Annotated in this window: 15 protein-coding genes and 1 riboswitch; of the genes, 13 read left to right on the top strand and 2 right to left on the bottom strand. The window is 70.8% G+C overall.

Annotated elements, in window-relative coordinates:
* Position 1 precedes the first annotated feature (1 nt).
* Positions 2–1,558 carry an ABC transporter ATP-binding protein gene (locus tag N798_RS06885; RefSeq protein WP_035947334.1) on the top strand — a complete coding sequence of 519 codons (1,557 nt, stop codon included), beginning with the start codon at positions 2–4 and terminating at the stop codon, positions 1,556–1,558.
* Between the two features lie 190 nt (positions 1,559–1,748).
* Here N798_RS06885 and N798_RS06880 read toward each other — a convergent pair whose 3' ends face one another.
* On the bottom strand, positions 1,749–2,078 hold the full coding sequence (locus N798_RS06880; RefSeq protein WP_052117007.1) for a hypothetical protein: 330 nt from the start codon (positions 2,076–2,078) through the stop codon (positions 1,749–1,751).
* Positions 2,079–2,213: 135 nt separating this feature from the next.
* On the opposite strand from N798_RS06880, the gene N798_RS06875 reads away from it, so the two are divergent.
* The 3 genes from N798_RS06875 to N798_RS06865 are packed head-to-tail and all read left to right on the top strand — an operon-like array spanning position 2,214 to position 5,597.
* Positions 2,214–3,086: an alpha/beta fold hydrolase gene (locus N798_RS06875; RefSeq protein ID WP_035947333.1), complete on the top strand. Its 873-nt coding sequence runs from the start codon at positions 2,214–2,216 to the stop codon at positions 3,084–3,086.
* 56 nt (positions 3,087–3,142) lie between these two features.
* Entirely contained in the window at positions 3,143–4,264 is a 1,122-nt protein-coding gene (locus N798_RS06870) for a ferredoxin reductase (RefSeq protein WP_084100207.1), read from the top strand.
* Between the two features lie 28 nt (positions 4,265–4,292).
* Positions 4,293–5,597 carry a fatty acid desaturase family protein gene (locus N798_RS06865; protein ID WP_035947330.1) on the top strand — a complete coding sequence of 435 codons (1,305 nt, stop codon included), beginning with the start codon at positions 4,293–4,295 and terminating at the stop codon, positions 5,595–5,597.
* 78 nt (positions 5,598–5,675) lie between these two features.
* Here N798_RS06865 and N798_RS18060 read toward each other — a convergent pair whose 3' ends face one another.
* Positions 5,676–6,650, bottom strand: a complete 975-nt coding sequence (locus N798_RS18060) for a type IV toxin-antitoxin system AbiEi family antitoxin domain-containing protein (RefSeq protein ID WP_052117006.1) — start codon at positions 6,648–6,650, stop codon at positions 5,676–5,678.
* Positions 6,651–6,846: 196 nt separating this feature from the next.
* Positions 6,847–7,046: riboswitch (cobalamin riboswitch) on the top strand.
* Between the two features lie 156 nt (positions 7,047–7,202).
* On the opposite strand from N798_RS18060, the gene N798_RS06855 reads away from it, so the two are divergent.
* The 9 genes from N798_RS06855 to N798_RS06815 all read left to right on the top strand — a co-directional run bounded on the left by N798_RS06855 (position 7,203) and on the right by N798_RS06815 (position 17,591).
* Entirely contained in the window at positions 7,203–9,623 is a 2,421-nt protein-coding gene (locus tag N798_RS06855; protein ID WP_035947329.1) for a ribonucleoside-diphosphate reductase subunit alpha, read from the top strand.
* Entirely contained in the window at positions 9,620–10,666 is a 1,047-nt protein-coding gene (locus tag N798_RS06850; RefSeq protein WP_198030719.1) for a ribonucleotide-diphosphate reductase subunit beta, read from the top strand. The genes N798_RS06855 and N798_RS06850 overlap by 4 nt, the downstream gene beginning before the upstream one ends.
* A gap of 244 nt (positions 10,667–10,910) precedes the next feature.
* Positions 10,911–13,772 carry a Na+/H+ antiporter subunit A gene (locus N798_RS18665; protein WP_035947390.1) on the top strand — a complete coding sequence of 954 codons (2,862 nt, stop codon included), beginning with the start codon at positions 10,911–10,913 and terminating at the stop codon, positions 13,770–13,772.
* Positions 13,772–14,362: a Na(+)/H(+) antiporter subunit C gene (locus N798_RS18660; RefSeq protein WP_229708790.1), complete on the top strand. Its 591-nt coding sequence runs from the start codon at positions 13,772–13,774 to the stop codon at positions 14,360–14,362. Before N798_RS18665 ends, N798_RS18660 begins: the two co-directional genes overlap by 1 nt.
* The gene (locus tag N798_RS06835) at positions 14,359–15,963 is read left to right on the top strand and encodes a Na+/H+ antiporter subunit D (RefSeq protein ID WP_035947327.1); all 1,605 of its coding nucleotides are present in this window, start codon (positions 14,359–14,361) and stop codon (positions 15,961–15,963) included. The genes N798_RS18660 and N798_RS06835 overlap by 4 nt, the downstream gene beginning before the upstream one ends.
* Entirely contained in the window at positions 15,960–16,487 is a 528-nt protein-coding gene (locus N798_RS06830) for a Na+/H+ antiporter subunit E (protein WP_035947326.1), read from the top strand. Before N798_RS06835 ends, N798_RS06830 begins: the two co-directional genes overlap by 4 nt.
* Positions 16,484–16,777, top strand: coding sequence for a monovalent cation/H+ antiporter complex subunit F (locus N798_RS06825; RefSeq protein WP_052117004.1), 294 nt, complete (start codon positions 16,484–16,486; stop codon positions 16,775–16,777). The genes N798_RS06830 and N798_RS06825 overlap by 4 nt, the downstream gene beginning before the upstream one ends.
* Entirely contained in the window at positions 16,774–17,100 is a 327-nt protein-coding gene (gene mnhG / locus N798_RS06820; RefSeq protein ID WP_035947325.1) for a monovalent cation/H(+) antiporter subunit G, read from the top strand. Before N798_RS06825 ends, mnhG begins: the two co-directional genes overlap by 4 nt.
* Positions 17,097–17,591 (top strand): DUF427 domain-containing protein, encoded by a 495-nt coding sequence (locus N798_RS06815; RefSeq protein WP_229708787.1) that lies wholly within the window; start codon positions 17,097–17,099, stop codon positions 17,589–17,591. Before mnhG ends, N798_RS06815 begins: the two co-directional genes overlap by 4 nt.
* Positions 17,592–17,680 lie beyond the last annotated feature (89 nt).

Genomic DNA, 17,680 nt, shown 5'->3' with positions numbered 1-17,680 from the left:
CATGACCCAGACCACGTCCGAGGTCCGCGAGTCGCCCTCGTCGCGCGAGACCCTCCTCGAGATCGAGGGCCTGTCGAAGTCCTTCGGCACGGTCCACGCCAACCAGGACATCTCCCTGCGGGTCGACCGCGGCGAGATCGTCGCCCTCCTGGGCGAGAACGGCGCCGGCAAGTCCACCCTCGTCAAGCAGATCTTCGGTCTCATGACGCCGGACGCCGGCACGATCTCGATCAAGGGTGACGCCACCCGGATCAAGGACCCCAAGGACGCGATCCGCCGGGGCATCGGCATGGTGCACCAGCACTTCCAGCTCGTGCCCGTCATGACCGTGGCCGAGAACATGATGCTCGGGCACGAGAGCGCCAAGGGCGGCATCCTCGACCTCGACGGCGCCCGCCGCATGGTCAAGGAGCTCTCCGCGAAGCACAACCTCGCCGTCGACCCCGACGCCGAGATCGAGGACCTCCCCGTCGGCACCCAGCAGCGCGTCGAGATCCTCAAGGCGCTCTCCCGCAAGGCCGACCTGCTCATCCTCGACGAGCCGACCGCGGTGCTCACTCCCCAGGAGACCGACGAGCTGCTCGGTGTCATGAAGGAGCTCGCTGCCGCCGGCACGTCGATCGTGTTCATCACGCACAAGCTGCGCGAGGTGCTCGCCGTGGCGGACCGCTGCTACGTCCTGCGCCAGGGCAAGGTCGTCGGCGGCGTCGACGACCTGTCGAACACGACGACGAGCGACCTCGCCTCGATGATGGTCGGGCGCGACGTCGTCCTGCGCGTCGACAAGGCCGAGGCCACCCCCGGCGAGACGGTCCTGTCCATCAAGGGTCTCCAGGTCAAGGACGACCGCGGGCTGCCCGCCGTCGACGGCTTCGACCTCGAGGTCCGGGCCGGCGAGATCGTCGGCCTCGCGGGCGTCGAGGGCAACGGCCAGCGCGAGCTCGTCGAGAGCATCGCGGGCATGCGCCCGTCGGTCGGTGGGTCGGTCCACCTCGGCAAGGACGACATCACGCGGTCCAACGCGCACGACACCAACAACGCGGGTGTGGGCCACATCCCCGAGGACCGCGAGAAGCACGGGCTCGTCGGCGGCTGGTCGATCGCCGACAACCTCGTCCTCAACCGCTACGACGAGCCGCCCTACGCCAAGGGCTTCGTGCGTGACTTCGGTGCTGTTCGTGAGAACGGCGTCAAGCTCCGCGAGGAGTTCGACATCCGCTCCCCCAACGTCGACGTGCCCGCGGGCTCGCTGTCGGGTGGCAACAAGCAGAAGGTCGTCGTCGCCCGCGAGATGTCGGCGCGGCCACGCCTGCTCATGGCGGCGCAGCCCACGCGTGGCGTCGACGTCGGCTCGATCGAGTTCATCCACCGCCGGATCGTCGAGGCCCGCGACGCAGGAGCGGCCGTCCTCCTCGTCTCCGCCGAGCTCGACGAGATCCTCGGCCTGGCCGACCGCATCGCCGTCATCCACGGCGGCAAGGTCGTCGCCGAGGTCGACGGCAAGGACGCCGACCGCACCGAGATCGGCCGCCTCATGGCGGGCGACACCGACCACTGAACGCGACGAACCCCCGTATGCCGGCCGCCCGGCATACGGGGGTTCGTCATGTCCCCGTCGCCACACCTTGCCCACGCAGAGCGTGGGACCCGCCGCCTGAAGTGGGAAGCGTGCACTGCGGCGCGGAACTGTCTGCGCACCCAGTGCACCGAACCCACCCGCAGTGGTCAGGGGGCTCCGAGCCGAGGGCTCAGCGGCACTCGGCGGCGAGCTGGGCCACGGCGGACTCGGGCGGGGTGCCGTCGGAGTCGGCGATGTCCTCGGCCGCGGTGAGCAGCTCGGACTCGACGCCCAGACCCTGCGCGAGGTCGATGGCCGAGCCGAGGGTGGCGCGGTCGGCCTCGCTGAGGTCGTTGTCGGCCACGAGCGGGCAGATCGAGCCGCGCAGCTCGCGCAGGGCGGACTCCTTGGCCTGCGAGGTGGCCGCGGACGCCGCGTCGGAGGCGACGTCCTCGGCGGCGGAGCACCCGCCGAGCAGGGCTGCGCCGGCGAGGACGGTGAGGGCGAGGTGACGGGTCATGCGCCGCAGTGTCGCAACGGTTCCTGAGCCGTGCCTGACAGGGCCCTGGCTTACGGCGTTGTGGCTGACACTGCTGTGGCTGACAACGACCAGGTGGCGCTGACAGGGTGGACCCATGCCACGACACAGCCGGAGATGACGACGTCCACCCTCGAGCTCCCCGACGTGGACCTCGTCCACGACGTCCGTGGGCCCATCCCGACCGTCGACGGTCGCCCGCCGCTCTTCATGATCGGGCAGCCGATGTGCGCCGACGGTTTCGCGGCGCTGGCTCGCGAGTTCCCCGACCGGACCGTCCTCACCTACGACCCGCGCGGGCTCGGTCGCAGCACGACCCGCCGCGACGGTCGCACCGACCAGGACCCGAAGGACCAGGCGGCCGACCTCCACGCCCTCGTCGAGCACCTCGGCGCCGGGCCGGTCGACGTCTTCGCGAGCAGCGGCGGCGCCGTGACCGGGCTCGAGTGGGCGCTCGCCCACCCCGCGGACCTCGCGACCGTCGTCGCGCACGAACCTCCGTCGCTGTGGGCGCTGCCCGACGCCGACGCGGCCGGGCGGGCGACCGACCGGGTGACAACGACCTATGCCGAGAAGGGGTTCGGCCACGGCATGGCCGAGTTCATCCGGATGAGCGGGTGGCAGGGCGAGTACACCGACGACTACTTCGCGCAACCGCCGGCCGACCCCGCCCAGTTCGGGCTGCCGACCGAGGACGACGGCTCCCGCGACGACCCGCTGCTGTCCGCTCGGTCGGACGCGGTCACGGCGTCGCGCCCGGACGTCGACGCCCTCCGCGGGACGCCGGTCCGGATCGTCATCGGCGTGGGTGAGGAGACCGGAAACGCAGTGACGGCACGGACCGCGCGTGGAGTCGCCGAGGCCACGGGCCTGCCGCTCGTCGTCTTCCCCAGCCACCACGGTGGCTTCGCCGCCGCCGACGGCCCGTGGCCCGGGAAATCGGTCGAGTTCGGCGCCCGCCTGCGCGAGGTCCTCGCCGGAGACCTGTGACGAGACCCATACCTACGGAATCGTAAGTTACGCGATCGTAGGTTACGCTGGCGTACGTGACTGCAACGCTGAACCCCACCGACCGGACCCGAGGCACGGGCCGTTCCGCGCCCCTCGCGGGCGTGCTCGACGGTGCGCGCAAGGTCGCCCAGGCCCTCGCGACCCCGCTCGTGCCCTCGGACTACCTCGACCTCATCGACCCGCTGCGGTCCGGCGCCGACCTTCGCGGCCGCATCGTCGCGGTGACCCCCGAGACCGCCGACTCCGCGACGATCACGATCCAGCCCGGACGTGGCTGGGCCGGGCACGTCCCGGGCCAGTACATCCGCATCGGCATCGACATCGACGGCGTCCGCCACTGGCGCGCCTACTCGCTCACGCATCGCGCCGACACGGCCGACGGCCTCATCACGATCACGCCCAAGGCCATCCCGGACGGCAAGGTGAGCAACCACCTCGTCCGCTCGACGAAGCCCGGCACCCTCGTCATGCTCGACCAGGCCACCGGCGACTTCACCCTCCCGGCGACCCTGCCCGACAAGGTCCTCTTCATCACCGCCGGGTCGGGCGTCACGCCCGTCATCGGCATGCTCCGGAGCTCGCTCGACGACCTCGATGACGTCGTGCAGATCCACTGCGCGCCGTCCGAGCGCGACGCGATGTTCCGCGACGAGCTTCTCGCGCACTCCGTCGCGGGCCGGATCAGGCTCCACGAGAACCACGACGACGTGGCCGGCGTCCTCGACCTCGCCGACCTCGACGACCTCGTCCCCGACTGGCGCGAGCGCGAGGCCTGGGTCTGCGGCCCGACTGGACTGCTCGACGCCGCGGAGGCGCACTGGGAGGCCGCCGGCCTCGCCGACCGCCTCCACGTCGAGCGGTTCCGCCCCAGCGTCGTCGAGCCGGGCGAGGGTGGCGTCGTCACCTTCGACCGCAGCGCCGTCACCGTCGACGCGGACGGCGGCACCCCGATCCTCGACGCCGGGGAGGACGCCGGTGTCCTCATGCCGAGTGGCTGCCGGATGGGCATCTGCTTCGGCTGCGTCGTGCCGCTGCGCGAGGGAGCCGTCCGCGACCTGCGCACCGGCGAGATCACCTCGACCGACGAGAACTCCGGCACCGTGCCGATCCAGACCTGCGTGAGCGCCGCCGCCGGCGCCTGCGCCATCGACCTCTGATCCAGCGAGAGACCCAAGGAGACACCCCATGACCCTCGCCCCCGAACGCCCCACCACCGCTGCCACCCGCACCGGCGTCAACTCGCGCCTGTCCGTGACGAGCGCCGAGCCGCGCCCGCAGCGCCCCGAGCTCAAGAAGTCCGGCCGGCCCAACCCCGCCGCCCACCTCACCCCGGAGCAGATCGAGGAGATCGGGCGCGAGCTCGACGCGATCCGCGCGGAGGTGATGGACTCCCGCGGAGCCAAGGACGCGGCATACATCAGGAAGGTCATCAAGACCCAGCGCTACCTGGAGATGGGCAGCCGCGCCGCGCTCCTCTTCTCCGGCGTCAAGGTCAAGGGCGTGCGCCCGTTCTGGTGGATCGGCACGGCCGGCCTCTCGGTCTCGAAGATCCTCGAGAACATGGAGATCGGCCACAACGTCATGCACGGCCAGTGGGACTGGATGCGTGACCCGAAGATCCACTCGACCGCGTGGGAGTGGGACAACGCGTCCCCGTCGAGCCAGTGGAAGCACAGCCACAACGAGATCCACCACACCTTCACCAACGTCCTCGGCCGCGACAACGACCTCGGCTACGGCATCCTGCGGGTCGACGAGGACCAGAAGTGGACGCTGTTCTACCTCTTCCAGCCGATCTGGCACGTCGCCAACGCGCTGATGTTCGAGTACTCCATCGCCGCCTACGACCTCGAGCTCGGCGGCTACCTCGCCAAGCGCAAGCGGCTCAGCGATAAGGAGAAGGCCGAGTTCCGCAAGAACGCGCAGGAGGTCGTCGAGAAGATCAAGCGGCAGGCCACCAAGGACTACGTCGTGCACCCGGCGATGGCCGCCGCCACCTTCACCGGCTCGGCCCGGCACACGCTCACGGCCAACCTCGTCGCCAACCTCGTCCGCAACGTGTGGACCAACACCGTCATCATCTGCGGCCACTTCCCGCCCGGCATCGAGACCTTCGAGAAGACCTCGATCGAGGGCGAGACCCGCGGCGAGTGGTACCTCCGGCAGATGCTCGGCTCCGGCAACATCGCCGGCTCGAAGGCCATGCACGTCATGACGGGCAACCTCAGCCACCAGATCGAGCACCACCTCTTCCCGGACATGCCGAGCAACCGCTACGCCGAGATCGCGCCGAAGATCCGCGACCTCATGGAGCGCCACGACCTCAAGTACGTCACCGGCTCGCTCGCCAAGCAGGTCGGCGGCGTCTACTGGAAGGTCGTCGAGCTCTCGCTGCCCAACAAGGTCGAGGGCAAGCGGCGTCGCGACGTCATCCTCAAGGCCGCCAAGAAGGCCATCAAGGGCAAGGGCGGCCAGGGCCGCCGCTACTGACGCCCTGCTGCTCAGCGGGCGGACGTATCCGAGTGGAGGATCGCAGGGGTCATGGTCCCTGCGATCCTCCACTCGCGTTCAGGCAGCCACGCGACGCACCGCGCACCCGGGCGCGCGGCACGGGTGCGGCCTGCCGGTCCAGCCCCGGGCCTGCAGCAGCGCCGCTACCTCGGCCGCCGTGCGACAGGCGCCGGACGTCACGTCCGGCCAGAAGACCCTGATCGTGAGGTCGCCACCCACGGCCACCTCACGGTCACGCTGGCCGTCACGGACGCGGTCCAACCAGCCCTCGTGACCAAGGCGTCCGTCCACCTCGACCACGAGCCGGTATGCCGTCCAGCGGCTGTCGTGGTGACGTCGCCTCCCCGAGTCGGTCGCGCCCTGCCGCCGACCGGCGGGCAGCCCGTGCGCCCGTTCGACGTCGCGGATCCAGCGGATCTCGGCCGGGCTCTCGGCACCGGCGTCGACGTCACCCAGGACCTCGCGCAGCAGTGGACCGTGAGGGTGCCCGCGCCGGCGGCCGAGCTCGGCGCGGAGCTGACCGACGTTGACCCGGCGCCCCTGCACCGCGCTCGCCACCCGGGCCAGTGCCGCGTCGGCGCCTCCCGCAGCGGCGCAGTCGAGCACCGTGGCCGCGACCGTCGTGCGAGCCGGGTCCTCGAACTCGTCGAGGTATCCCACCCAGCGCGTGGAGCGCCGCACGACGACGCCGGGCGGCGCGACGACCCGGCGTCGGGCTGGCACGACGACCGTCACCACCCCGGGAGGACGCGACGTGAGTCCCCACCAGAAGGCCGCGCTCTCGTCGGCGAACGCCGCGCCGCACTCGACGCCGGGCAGGTCGACGCACAGCAGCGCCGCCAGTGACGTCGTCCGCCAGTCGTCGCGCCCGGGCACGGTGAGGAAGACACCCTCGTGAAGCCGCCGCCAGCGCCGCGAGTCCACTCGCCAGCGCAGCATGTCGTCCGTCAGTCCGGCGGCGAGGCACTGAGCGCGCGTCAGCAGCCCGCGCTGCCCGTCGGCAGCGCGACGCAGGACTCCCCAGTCGGCCATGGAACCAGCGTGTCCGACGGCGGGCGCGGGGCGGTCGCGTCGTCCACAGGCCCGGTCCGCAACTCGATGGGAGGATCGCAGGGACCATGACCTCGGTGATCCTCCACCCGGACGTCCACGGCCACACCAGCCCGACACGCGGCACCAGATGTGGGTCCCAAAGCCGACACCGGGTCCATATATGGTGGCGACCGCAGCTGGTTCGGCGCCCAACCCAGGCGCGTCGAGGCAAGAGGGAACCCGGTGCAAGTCCGGGACTGCCCCGCAGCGGTGAGTGGGAACGACCGCCATCCCTCACGGCATACGCCGTGTCGGCAGCACTGCACCTGATGGGTGTGGGAAGCGATGGCCAGTAGGTGGCTCCGGCCAGGCCCATGAGTCCGAAGACCTGCCAGCGCACCGTGCCCGCCGGGTGCGGTGGTCCGACGCCGCGCGGGACGGCCGACGGCAGGCTTTCGGACGTCGCACCATCCTTCGGTATGCCGTCCGCTCCCCTCGTCGTCCTCCCCGCACGACCCGGACCCCCAGGTCTGGTCTCGCGAGGAGAGAGTCATGACAGTGGTGGAAGCCTCCACACGTCCACAGATGCACGTCCGCAAGCGCAACGGCGACCAGGAGGTCGTCGACGTCGGCAAGATCGTGCGCGCCGTCGAACGGGTGAGCGGTGACCTGCTCGAGGTCGACCCCCTGCGGGTCGCCACCCGCACGATCAGCGGACTCTACGACGGCGCCACCACCCAGGAGCTCGACCAGCTGTCGATCCAGACGGCGGCGCAGATGATCGGCGAGGAGCCGCAGTACTCGCGGCTCGCCGCCCGGCTGCTCTCGGCCTACCTCGACAAGGAGGTCCGCGGCCAGGGCGTGGCGTCGTTCAGCCAGTCGGTCGCGCTCGGTCACGCCGAGGGCCTCATCGGCGACGACACCGCGCGGTTCGTCAAGGACCACGCCCGCAAGCTCGACACCGCCATCGACCCGCACGGCGACAACCGGTTCGAGTACTTCGGCATCCGCACCGTCGGCGACCGCTACCTCCTGCGTCACCCCACGACGAGGCTCGTCATCGAGACGCCGCAGTACTTCCTGCTGCGTGTGGCCTGCGGCCTCGCCACCTCCGCCAAGGAGGCCATCGGGTTCTACCGGCTCATGTCGAGCCTGGCCTACCTGCCGTCGAGCCCGACCCTCTTCAACTCCGGCACGCGGCACCCGCAGATGAGCTCGTGCTACCTCGTCGACAGCCCGCGCGACGACCTCGACTCGATCTACTCGCGCTACCAGCAGGTGGCGCGGCTCTCGAAGTTCGCCGGCGGCATCGGCATCGGCTTCTCCCGCATCCGCTCCCGCGGTGCGCTCATCCGCGGCACCAACGGGCAGTCCAACGGCATCGTCCCGTTCCTGCGCACCCTCGACTCGTCGGTCGCCGCGGTCAACCAGGGCGGCCGTCGCAAGGGCGCGGCCTGCGTCTACCTCGAGCCGTGGCACCCCGACGTCGAGGAGTTCCTCGAGCTGCGCGACAACACCGGCGAGGACGCCCGCCGCACCCACAACCTCAACCTCGCCCACTGGGTGCCCGACGAGTTCATGCGGCGGGTCGAGGCCGACGAGCAGTGGTCGCTCATCGACCCCGACCAGGCGCCCGAGCTCGTCGACCTCTGGGGTCCCGCGTTCGACGAGGCCTACCGCCGCGCCGAGTCCGAAGGCCGCTACGTCCGGCAGGTCAAGGCCCGCGACCTCTTCGCAAAGATGATGCGCACCCTCGCCCAGACCGGTCAGGGCTGGATGACCTTCAAGGACGCGTCCAACCGCACGTGCAACCAGACCTCCGACGCCGGCGAGGTCGGCGCGCCGATGGTCCACCTCTCCAACCTCTGCACGGAAATCATCGAGGTGTCCTCCGACGGTGAGACGGCCGTCTGCAACCTCGGCTCGGTCAACGTCGCGGCACACCTCACGACCGACCGCACCGAGGTCGACTGGGAGCGGCTGCGCGAGACCGTCCGCACCGCGGTGCCGTTCCTCGACCGGGTCATCGACATCAACTACTACCCGTCGCCGGAGTCGGCCGCGTCCAACCCGCGCTGGCGCCCGGTGGGGCTCGGGCTCATGGGCCTGCAGGACGTCTTCTTCGCCCTGCGCCTGCCCTTCGACTCCCCCGAGGCCAAGGAGCTGTCGACGCGCATCTCCGAGGAGATCTACCTCACCGCGCTCGAGGTCTCGTGCGAGCTCGCCGAGCGCGAGGGGCCGCACCCGGCATACGACACGACGCGGGCGAGCCGAGGACAGCTCCAGCCCGACCTCTGGGACGTCACCGGCACCCAGACCGAACGGTGGGCCGCACTCCGCGAGCGCATCGCCGAGCACGGCCTGCGCAACAGCCTGCTCATCGCCATCGCACCGACGGCAACCATCGCGTCGATCGCCGGGTGCTACGAGTGCATCGAGCCGCAGGTCTCCAACCTCTTCAAGCGCGAGACCCTGAGCGGTGAGTTCCTCCAGGTCAACAACGCCCTCGTGCGCGAGCTCAAGGCGCGCGACCTGTGGAACCCCGAGATCCGCGAGCAGATCAAGCGCGCGGAGGGGTCGGTGCAGGGCGTCTCCGCGCTGCCCGAGGACGTGCGCCACCTCTTCCGCACCGCGTGGGAGCTGCCGCAGCGGGCGCTCATCGAGCTCGCCGCCGCGCGCCAGCCGTTCATCGACCAGAGCCAGAGCCTCAACCTCTTCCAGGCCTCGCCGACGATCGGCAAGCTCAGCTCGATGTACCTCTTCGCGTGGAAGTCCGGCCTCAAGACGACCTACTACCTGCGCTCGCGTCCGGCGACCCGGATTCAGCAGGCGACGACGAGCGTGGGCACGACCGCGTATGCCGGCCAGCCCACCACCGCGACCGCGTCACCCGACGCCGCGCTCACCATCACCGACGAGGCGGCAGTGGCCTGCTCCCTCGAGAACCCCGAGACCTGCGAGGCCTGCGAATGACCCCGTCCGACACCCTCTCCGAGACCCTGTCCCACACCGAGACCCGGATGCTCCTCGATCCCGGCATGAACCTCACGCTGCGGCCGATGCGCTACCCGCACTTCTACGACCGCTACCGCGACGCCATCAAGAACACGTGGACCGTCGAGGAGGTCGACCTGCACTCCGACCTCGCGGACCTGCGCAGGCTCACGGCGGCGGAGCGGCACCTCGTGTCGCGGCTCGTGGCGTTCTTCGCGACCGGCGACACGATCGTCGCCAACAACCTCGTGCTCAACCTCTACCAGCACATCAACTCGCCGGAGGGGCGGCTCTACCTCAGCCGACAGCTCTTCGAGGAGGCCGTGCACGTGCAGTTCTACCTCACGCTGCTCGACACCTACGTGCCCGACGAGGCCGAGCGGCACGAGGCGTTCGCGGCCGTCGACACCATCCCGTCGATCAAGCACAAGGCCGACTTCTGCTTCCGCTGGATCGACTCCGTCTTCGACCTCGACGCGCTCGAGACCAGGGAGCACCGCCGGGCCTTCCTGCTCAACCTCATCTGCTTCGCGGCCGTCATCGAGGGGCTGTTCTTCTACGGCGCGTTCGCCTACGTCTACTTCCTGCGCTCGCGCGGGCTGCTCAACGGGCTCGCGTCGGGGACGAACTGGGTCTTCCGCGACGAGTCGATGCACATGGCGTTCGCGTTCGATGTCGTCGACACCGTGCGCGAGGAGGAGCCCGAGCTCTTCGACGACGAGATGGCCGCGCAGGTCCGGCAGATGCTCGTCGAGGGCGTCGAGGCCGAGGCGCAGTTCGCCGAGGACCTCCTCGGGCAGGGCGTCGCGGGCCTCTCGACCGCCGACATGCGCTCCTACCTCGAGCACGTCGCCGACCGGCGGATGCTGCGGCTCGGGCTCGACCCGATCTTCGGCTCCCCGAACCCGCTGGCCTTCATGGAGCTGCAGGACGTGCAGGAGCTGTCGAACTTCTTCGAGCGCCGCGTCTCCGCCTACCAGGTGGGGGTGAGCGGCTCGGTCGGGTTCGACGAGGACTTCTGACCCGGGCCACCTGGAGCCATCGATCGGGCGCGTATGCCGTGTGGTCCCGCAGGGGGAACCACACGGCATACGTGCGTCTCGGGATCGGTGCGGGAACGGCCGCGCCGGACCGGGGTCACCGGCATACAGGTTGAACCGTCATAATTGACGTCACCAGGGATGTTGTCCCGGGAGCTGCTCGTTGCGACGGGTGACCTCACGTCAACCCCCACCCCACAGGCCCACTGCGCGGATGGAGGCACTCATGATCACGATCGTGACGCTGCACTTCCTCGCGGCTGCCGTGGCGCCGGCCCTCGTGCGCAGGCTCGAGCGACGGACCTTCCTGCTCCTCGCGCTCGTGCCGCTCGGGTCGTTCCTGTGGCTGCTCGGGCAGGCCGAGGCGGCCTTCGACGGCGACGTGCGCACCGAGCGGATGCGGTGGATCCCGACTATCGACGTCCGGATCGACCTCGCGCTCACGCCCCTCAACGCGGTGATGGCGCTCGTCGTCACCGGTGTCGGCGCGCTCGTCCTCTTCTACTGCCGCTGGTACTTCCGCGAGGGTGACCGCGAGATGTGGCGCTTCTCGGCGGTGCTCACGGCCTTCGCCGGGTCGATGCTCGGCCTCGTCGTCTCGGACAACCTCTACGTGCTCTTCGTCTTCTGGGAGCTGACGACGGTCCTGTCGTTCCTGCTCATCGGGCACAACCCCGAGCGCAAGGCCAACCGTCGCGCAGCGATGAACGCCCTCATCGTCACGACCTTCGGCGGCCTCGTCATGCTGCTCGGCCTCTTCGTGCTCGGGCACGAGGCCGGGACGGCGCGCATCTCCGACATCCTCGCCTCGCCGCCGGAGGGCACGGCGACGACGATCGCGGTCCTGCTCATCCTCGTCGGGGCGATCAGCAAGTCGGCGCTCGTGCCGTTCCACTTCTGGCTGCCCGGCGCGATGGCCGCCCCCACTCCCGTGAGCGCCTACCTCCACGCCGCGGCGATGGTCAAAGCCGGTGTCTTCCTCGTCGCGCTGCTCGCGCCCGCGTTCTCGGACATCCCCGGCTGGCGGCCCCTCCTGCTCGGCACCGGCATCCTCACCATGGTCATCGGCGGGCTCCGGGCGCTGCGCCAGCACGACATCAAGCTGCTGCTCGCCTATGGCACCGTGAGCCAGCTCGGCTTCCTCATCGCCGTCGTCGGTGCCGGCACCCGGGCGGCGATGTTCGCCGGGCTCGCGCTCGTCCTCGGCCACGCGCTCTTCAAGTCGGCGCTCTTCCTCGTCGTCGGCGTCATCGACCGCAGCACCGGCACCCGCGACCTGCGCGAGCTCACCGGGCTGCACCGCTCGCTGCCCGTCGTCTTCGCCGCCACCGTCGTCGCCGCCGCGTCGATGGCCGGCATCCCGCCGCTGCTCGGCTTCACCGCGAAGGAGGCCGCGCTCGCGGCGTTCATCGACCTCGGGCCCGACGCCGACCTCGGCGTGTGGGGGCCGGTTGCCCTCGTCGGGCTCGTCGTCGGGTCGACCCTCACCGTCGCCTACACCGCGCGCTTCGTCTGGGGCGCGTTCGGCGTCCGGTCGGTGACCCCGCCGACGGTGACCCCGCAGCGCGTGGGCTTCGTCATCGCACCGGTGCTCCTGGCCGCGTTGTCGCTCGTCGGCGGCTTCGCGGGTGGCTTCCTCACGCCACGTCTTCTCGCGTATGCCGGAGACGCACCTCCCGGGGCCCACGAGCCGGTGCTCACGCTGTGGCACGGGTTCAGCCCGGCGCTCGGCCTGTCCGTGCTCGCCATCACGGCCGGCCTGCTCCTCTGGGTGGCGCGACGCCGGGTGGCCGCGCTGCAGCGGCGGGTCGTCGAGGGGCTGCACGTCCCCGACGCCGAGCTCGTCTACCACGGGGTCATCCGCGGGGTCGACCGTCTCTCGATCGAGGTCACCGGCCGCACCCAGCGCGGTTCGCTGCCCGTCTACGTCGGCATCGTCCTCCTCGTCCTCGTCGTCATCCCCGGCATCGCGCTCGCGCAGGCATGGGACGGGGTGCGGCTGCGCGGGCCCGACAACCTGCTCCAGGTCGCCATCGTCATCGTCGTCGTCCTCGCCGCGGTCCTCACCGTGCGCTCGCGCCGCCGGCTCCGGGCCGTGCTCCTCGTCGGGGTCACGGGCTACGGCACGGCGCTGCTCTTCGTCGCCCACGGCGCACCCGACCTCGCCCTCACCCAGGTGCTCGTCGAGACCTTCTCGGTCGTGACGTTCGTCCTCGTCATGCGGCGCCTGCCCCCGTTCTTCTCCGACCGGCCGTTCACCTCGGCCCGGCGGATCCGGGTCGCAGTGGGCTGTCTCGTGGGACTCGCCGTCGGCGGCTACGCCCTGCTCGCGGCCAACGCCCGCACCGCCCGGCCGGTCGGGCTCGACTTCGCCGAGCCGGCATACGACTACGGCGGCGGCAACAACATCGTCAACGTCACCCTCGTCGACATCCGCGTCTGGGACACCTTCGGCGAGATCGCCGTGCTCGTCGTCGCCGCGACCGGCGTCGCCAGCCTCATCTTCCTGCTCACCGACCGCGCGACCTCCCACCGCGAGAGCCGACGAAGCCGGGCCGACGACAAGGACTCCGGGTGGCTGCGCGGAGCCGGGCTCATCGCCGACCGCCGCCGTTCGGTCGTCTTCGAGATCGTCGCCCGCATCGTCTTCCCGGTGCTCATGATCTTCTCGATCTACCTCACCTTCGCCGGTCACAACCTGCCGGGCGGCGGGTTCGCGGGCGGGCTCATCGCCGGGCTGGCGCTCATGGTCCGCTACCTCGCGGGTGGCCGCGCCGAGCTCGACTCCGCGGCACCGGTCGACGCCGGTGTCGTCCTCGGGTCCGGGCTCGTCATCGCCGCCCTGTCGGGAGTCGTCCCGGCGCTGCTCGGCTACAACGCCTTCCAGAGCGGCATCTTCGACATCCCGACCGGGCTCTTCGGCTACGAGGTCCACCTCGTCACCTCGCTCTTCTTCGACCTCGGCGTCTACCTCGTCGTCGTCGGACTCGCCCTCGACGTGCTGCGCAGCCTCGGCGGCGGCATCGACAAGCAGGGCGAGGAGAAGGGCGAGATCGAGACCGACACCGGAGAGGTGGCGATCGCATAGTGGCCACCAACTACGTCCTCGTCATCGCGATCGTCGTCCTCGTCGCCTGCGGCACCGTCCTCGTGCTCGAGCGCAGCCTCAGCCGGATCCTCATCGGGTTCGTCATGCTCGGCAACGGCGTCAACCTCACCTACCTCGTCGCCTCGGGCCCGTCCGGCGACGCCCCGATCATCGGCATGGGCAGCGGCGAGATGACCGACCCGCTGCCCCAGGCGATGGTCCTCACCGCCATCGTCATCACCCTCGGCGTCACCGCCTTCGGCCTCGCGCTCGCCTACCGCGCGTGGCAGCTCACCGGCCACGACGACGTGCAGGACGACCTCGAGGACGACCTCGTGCGCCGGAGGGCCGACCTCGACCACCCGTCCGCGTCGTTCGACGACATCGCCGCCGGCATCCCCGACGAGGAGGGCGAGGACCAGCCGTCGGAGCCGACCGGCGTCAGCGACGACGAGCTCGCCGCCGAGATCGAGGCCGAGGACGCCCACGAGGAGGCGGCCGCGACCCGCTCGCAATGGGTGGACCCGCGCGACCGCGACACCACACGGCATACGCCGCCTGACGACACGACCACCGAGGAGGGGCGATGACCCAGATCGTCGTCCTGCCGGTCCTGCTCCCGCTGCTCGGCGCCGGGCTCTGCCTCGTCTTCGGGCGCTCGGCCCGCGCCCAGCGGCTCATCTCCGTCGTCGTCCTCACGACCGTCGTCGTCACCGCGGCCACGCTGCTCGTGCGCGCCGACCGGTTCGGACCGCAGGCGGTGCAGATCGGCGGGTGGGGGCCGGACATCGGCATCTCGCTCATCGCCGACCGGCTCTCGGCGCTCATGCTGCTCGTGTCGACGTTCGTCACGCTCTGCGTCCTGCTCTACTCCTTCGGCCAGGGCATCGTCGAGTACGGCCGCGAGACACCGCTGTCGGTCTTCCACCCGACGTTCCTCGTGCTCAGCGCCGGGGTCTCCAACGCCTTCCTGTCGGCCGACCTCTTCAACCTCTTCGTCGGGTTCGAGGTGCTGCTCGCCGCGAGCTTCGTCCTCATCACCCTCGGCGGCACCGAGGCCCGGATCCGCGCGGGCACGATCTATGTCGTCGTCAGCCTCATCTCGTCGGCGATCTTCCTCGTCGCCATCTCCTGCGTGTATGCCGCGACCGGCACCGTGAGCTTCGCCGAGCTCGCCGGGCGGGTCGGCGACCTGCCGCCCGGGATCGCGCAGATGCTCCAGCTGCTCCTGCTCACGACCTTCTGCATCAAGGCGGCGGTCTTCCCGCTGTCGGCGTGGCTGCCGGACTCCTACCCGACGGCCCCCGCGCCCGTCACCGCCGTCTTCGCCGGCCTCCTCACCAAGGTCGGCATCTATGCCATCGTGCGCATCCAGACGCTCGTCTTCCCCGGCGACGGCCTGCGCGGGCTGCTGCTGTGGGCCTCGATCCTCACGATGGTCATCGGGATCCTCGGTGCGGTCGCGCAGTCGGACATCAAACGAATCCTGTCCTTCACGCTCGTGAGCCACATCGGCTACATGCTCTTCGGCATCGCCTTCGCGACCCAGCTCGGGCTGTCCGGCGCGATCTTCTACATCGCCCACCACATCACCGTGCAGACCGTTCTCTTCCTCGTCGCCGGCCTCATCGAGTACCGCGCCGGCACGACGAACCTCAGCCGGCTGGGCGGTCTGGCGAGGTCGGCACCGGTGCTGTCGGTCGTCTTCTTCGTCCCCGCGATGAACCTCGCAGGCATCCCGCCGTTCTCCGGGTTCCTCGGCAAGGTGGCGCTCGGCCAGGCCGGCATCGCCGACGGCGACTGGCTCGCCGTGACGACCGTGGCCGCGTCGATCCTCACGAGCCTGCTCACTCTCTATGCCATCGCCAAGGTCTGGAACCGCGCGTTCTGGCAGCCTGCCCCCGACGCGGACCACGAGCACGACGACGAGGACGACTGGTCGCACGGGCCGCTGCACGGCGGGGGCCGCGTCTCGAGCTCGGCGGGCACCCTCATGACGACGATGTGGCAGAAGGTCGAGCAGACCCAGCGGCTCCCCATGGCGATGGGCCTGCCGACGGTCATGCTCGTCATCTTCAGCGTCGGACTCACGGTGCTCGCCGGGCCCCTCTTCGGCATCACCGACCGCGCCGCCACCGAGCTGCTCGAGCGCACGCCCTACATCTCGGCCGTCCTCGGGGGGCAGCCGTGAGCGGACCGCTGCCGATGGTCGTCGGCCTCACCCTCATCTGGGTCCTGCTCTGGGGCGCGGTCTCCCCGACGATCGTCGTCGGCGGGGTCCTCGCGTCGGTCCTCGTCATCACGGTCTTCCCGTTCCCGCGGGCACCGTGGACGTGGGTCATCCGGCCGTGGCCGACCCTCGTGCTCGCCCTGCGCTTCCTCTGGGACCTCGTGCGCGCGAGCGTCGAGGTGTCATGGTTCTCGCTCCGCCCTGCGGGCGCGCCGCCGAGCGCGCTCCTGCGGGTCCAGCTGCGCACCCGTTCCGAGCTCATCATGACCATCACCTCCGAGCTCGTGTGCCTCGTGCCGGGCTCGCTGCTCGTCGAGCTCGAGCCCGAGGAGGGCGCGATCTACCTCCACGTCATGGACGCCCACACGCCCGAGCGCCTCGCCGCCTTCCACCAGTCGGTCCTCGAGCAGGAGAAGCGGGTCGTCAAGGCCTTCGCACCGCGCGAGGAGCGCGACGCCGTCTGCGGCCAGGAGGTGCGCACGTGATCGCCGTCGGCATCGTCTGCGCGGTCCTGCTCGCCGCGAGCGGGATCCTCTGCCTCGTCCGGGTCGTGCGCGGTCCCTCCATGCTCGACCGGACGCTCGCCACCGACGTCTTCGTCGCGGCGATCGTCGGCGCGGTCGGGGTCCATGCGGCGGTCGGGCGCTACTCGAGCACGGTGTCGGTGCTCCTCGCGCTCTCGCTCGTCGGGTTCCTCGGCTCGGTGAGCATCGCCCGGTTCGCCGCCCGCGACGGCGACGGCGGGCCGCACCTCGAGGAGGGGAAGCACCGATGATCGACGTCCTCGCCGGCGCCTGCCTCGTCGTCGGCTCGCTCCTCGCCCTCATCGCCGGCATCGGGCTCGTCCGCTTCCCCGACGTCCTCACCCGCATGCACGCGGCGACGAAGCCACAGACCCTCGGAGTCCTCCTCGTGCTCCTCGGGCTGGCCCTGCGCGTCGAGGACCGCAGCGCCCTCACCGTCATCGCGCTGGCCGCCGTCTTCCAGCTCGTCACCGCGCCCGTGTCGGCGCACATGCTCGGCCGGGCGGCGTTGCGCGCGGGTCACATCGACCGCAGCCGCCTCACCCACGACGACCTCGCCGACGAGTCGTCGTGAGGGCCGTGCCGGAGGTCCCCGGGCCCGGGCAGGAGTCGGTCTGGGACTACCCGCGGCCGCCCCGCGTCGAGCCGAGCAACGAGCTCGTCGAGGTCCGGCTCGGAGGTGTCCTCGTGGCGCGGTCGACCCGCACCCTCAGGGTCCTCGAGACGAGCCACCCACCGACCTACTACCTGCCGGTCGAGGACGTCGCGGCCGGAGTGCTGCACCCTGCGGCCGGCTCGACCCGGTGCGAGTTCAAGGGCGACGCGGCCTACTTAGACGTCGTCGCCGGGGGCTCGGTCGCGCGCTCGGCGGCCTGGACCTACCCCGACCCGTGGCCCGGCTTCGAGGCCCTCGCCGGCCACGTCGCCGTCATGCCGGGCGCGATGGACGAGTGCCGAGTGGACGGCGAGGTCGTCGTGCCGCAGGAGGGTGGGTTCTACGGCGGGTGGGTGACGAGCCGGGTCGTCGGCCCCTTCAAGGGCGGGCCCGGCACCTGGGGCTGGTGACCCCCACCTTCCGGCCGAACTTTTTGCTCCCCATGAGGGAACGTTGCGGGTCCGGAGGGAACATTCCCCTCCGGACCCGCAACCTTCCC

Origin of the sequence: Knoellia flava TL1, assembly GCF_000768675.1 — a bacterium.
GTDB lineage: Bacteria > Actinomycetota > Actinomycetes > Actinomycetales > Dermatophilaceae > Knoellia > Knoellia flava.
The sequence above is the reverse complement of the archived record's forward strand: the minus strand, read 5'-3'. Positions and strand labels throughout refer to the sequence as shown.

Bases quoted from the DNA above. Each gene is read 5' to 3' on its own strand.
- N798_RS06885 (WP_035947334.1), top strand. From the start codon at position 2: ATGACCCAGACCACGTCCGAGGTCCGCGAGTCGCCCTCGTCGCGCGAG.
- N798_RS06880 (WP_052117007.1), bottom strand. From the start codon at position 2,078: ATGACCCGTCACCTCGCCCTCACCGTCCTCGCCGGCGCAGCCCTGCTC.
- N798_RS06875 (WP_035947333.1), top strand. From the start codon at position 2,214: ATGACGACGTCCACCCTCGAGCTCCCCGACGTGGACCTCGTCCACGAC.
- N798_RS06865 (WP_035947330.1), top strand. From the start codon at position 4,293: ATGACCCTCGCCCCCGAACGCCCCACCACCGCTGCCACCCGCACCGGC.
- N798_RS18060 (WP_052117006.1), bottom strand. From the start codon at position 6,650: ATGGCCGACTGGGGAGTCCTGCGTCGCGCTGCCGACGGGCAGCGCGGG.
- N798_RS06855 (WP_035947329.1), top strand. From the start codon at position 7,203: ATGACAGTGGTGGAAGCCTCCACACGTCCACAGATGCACGTCCGCAAG.
- N798_RS06850 (WP_198030719.1), top strand. From the start codon at position 9,620: ATGACCCCGTCCGACACCCTCTCCGAGACCCTGTCCCACACCGAGACC.
- N798_RS18665 (WP_035947390.1), top strand. From the start codon at position 10,911: ATGATCACGATCGTGACGCTGCACTTCCTCGCGGCTGCCGTGGCGCCG.
- N798_RS06835 (WP_035947327.1), top strand. From the start codon at position 14,359: ATGACCCAGATCGTCGTCCTGCCGGTCCTGCTCCCGCTGCTCGGCGCC.
- mnhG (WP_035947325.1), top strand. From the start codon at position 16,774: ATGATCGACGTCCTCGCCGGCGCCTGCCTCGTCGTCGGCTCGCTCCTC.